Raw genomic sequence first — 2,472 nt, 5'->3', positions numbered from 1 at the left:
GCGCCGCGGTCACCGCAGCCGCTGCACCCGCGCCGTCCGCACCCGCGCCGTCCATGGCCCGCATGCCGGACGCGCCGTTGCGTCAGGCACCGCCGTCGTTGCCGCCGGACACCACGGCCGGTTTGCAGGATGCCATCAGCGCCTTGCGCGGTGCGCTGGAAACGCGGATGGACGGATTGCTTTGGGGTGGCCGCCCCGGCGCGACTCGTGAAGCCGCCGCCGCCGCGCTGTTCCGCAGCCTGCTGGATGCCGGGTTCAGCACAAAGCTGGTGCGCACGCTGGTGGACCGCCTGCCGCAAGGGCTGTCGTCCGACGCCGCCCAGGCGTGGGCGCGCAATGAACTGGTCACCCACCTGCCCGTGGTGGCCTCCGAAGACGAATTCCTGGCCGGCGGCGTGTACGCGCTGGTCGGCCCGACGGGCGTCGGCAAGACCACCACGCTGGCCAAGCTGGCCGCCCGTTGCGTAGCCCGCGAAGGCCGCGACCAGGTCGCGATGTTGACGACCGACCTGTTCCGGATCGGCGCATTGGAACAATTGCAGATCTACGGCCGCCTGATGGGCGTGCCCGCGCATTCCGTGCGCGACGCCGGCGAACTGCGCCGCATTCTTGCCGAACTGGGCAACCGCAAGATCGTGCTGATCGATACCACCGGCATCAGCCAGCGCGACCGCCTGGTGGCCGAGCAGGCCGCGATGCTGACCAGCGCCGGCAAGCCCGTGCGCCGCCTGCTGGTGCTGAACGCCGCCAGCCAGGGCGATACGCTGGACGAAGTGGCGCACGCCTACCGCAACGGCGTGGGCGAAGACGTGGCCGGCTGCATCATCACCAAGCTGGACGAAGCCACCCGCCTGGGCGCGGCGCTGGACACGGCCATCCGCCACCGCCTGCCCATCCACTACATGTCGGTGGGGCAGAAGGTGCCCGAACACATGGAACTGGCGCGCGCCGACGTGCTGATCGACCGCGCTTTTGCCATGGTCGAGCGCGCGCGCGCCCTGTATACGCCCAGCGAGGCGGACCTGGCGTCGCTGGTGCCGGCCGCCCGCGAGGCCGACGCCGTTGATCCTGCCCGCCGCCGCCAATTGCTGGCCTCGGCCATCCTGCGCCCGCAAGGCGGACCGGCGTCGATCGCCGCCGCGCAGAATCTGGATGACACGATCGCCATGCTCGACAGCGACCCGGCCTGCGTACAAGCCCGGGCGTCCTGGCGCGACTATGTCGGCGATGGCGCGGGCGCCAGCCTGGCGGCCTTGGGCGACGACCCGCTGGCCATGGTGCGGCGTGAATTCTCGGCCACCTGCAACCGCCACCTGCTGGCCATGCACGGCAAGACCAGCATGAAGGGCGAGGGCTTGCCGGGTGGTGTGTTGATGGGGGCGCTGCTGATGAGCGACCGTGGCGTGGCCCTGGCCGCGCCCGCGCAGCAGCTGGCGTTGGCCCACGGCATGTTGACCTCGTTCGCGCCCGGCGCGGCCGGTCTAGCGGATGCCGGCCCGGCCTTGCAAGCGCGCGTGCGCTGGCTGGGCGAACAACTGCCCCGGCTGCCGATGGTGCATCTGCTGGAGGCCGGCACGTCGGCCTTGTGGCAGTCGTTAAGCGAGCAGGGCGCCTCGTGGGTGGCGCGCTGCCCGGGCGGCATGCGCGTGGTGCAGGACGAATGCCCGACCAACCTGAATGCCGTCGGCAAAAGTGTGGGCTATCTGCCCGTGGGCCAGCCCGGCGACATGCCCGGCCTGACGCACGAGCAGGGCGGCCAGGCCGTGCCGCTGGCGCTGTGGGCGTCGGGCACCGAAATCAACCTGCCGGGCCGCTCCGAGACCGCGCCCATCCGTCTGGTGTGTGCGCGTCTGATCGATACGGTCAGCGGCGAGATCGCCGCACAGCTGTTCGGGCTGACCAACCTGCCCGCGTCCCAGGCCGACGCCGCCACCGTCGCGCGCTGGCTGGTGTTGCAGGACGAAGCCAAGGCCGGCTTCCGCTACATGGCCAACGCGTGGCAGGCGCTGCCCGCCGTCGACGGCGCCCACACGCTGGCGCGCCAGTCATTGATGGCCGGCCAACTGGGCGCGGCCTGCTGGCAGATGGCGCATTCGCCGTCGGCCGCAGTCGTGCGCGGCCCGCTGTCCGGCATCATGGGTTCGGAACGCAAGCTGTCGGGCCGCCTGCTGCCCGTGGCGATCCTGAAAATGTTCGCCATGCTGGAGATGGTCGCGGGGGCCTGAAGTCCAGGGCCGAAGCCAAGGCAAAGCCCCAGAGCTCCAAAGCTCGAAAGCTCCAAAGCTCCAAAGCCCCAGAGCTCCAAAGCTCGAAAGCTCCAAAGCCCCAAAGCCCCAAAGCCCCAGCGCCCCAGCGCCCCAACGCCCCAACGCCCCAGAGCCCCAGCGCCCCAGCGCCCCAGCGCCCCAGCGCCCCAGCGCCCCAACGCCCCAACGCCCCAGAGCCCCAGCGCCCCAGCGCCCCAGCGCCCCA

1 protein-coding gene is annotated in these 2,472 nt (G+C 71.3%); it reads left to right on the top strand.

Annotated features, from left to right (window positions below; genetic code table 11):
• A partial coding sequence (gene flhF / locus ACNPP0_RS26790) for a flagellar biosynthesis GTPase FlhF (protein WP_448707505.1) occupies positions 1–2,225 on the top strand: 2,225 nt, incomplete at its 5' end.
• Positions 2,226–2,472 lie beyond the last annotated feature (247 nt).

The organism is Achromobacter semiaridum, assembly GCF_053543755.1.
Note: the sequence above shows the minus strand (reverse complement) of the source record. Positions and strands in the feature narration are given on the sequence as shown.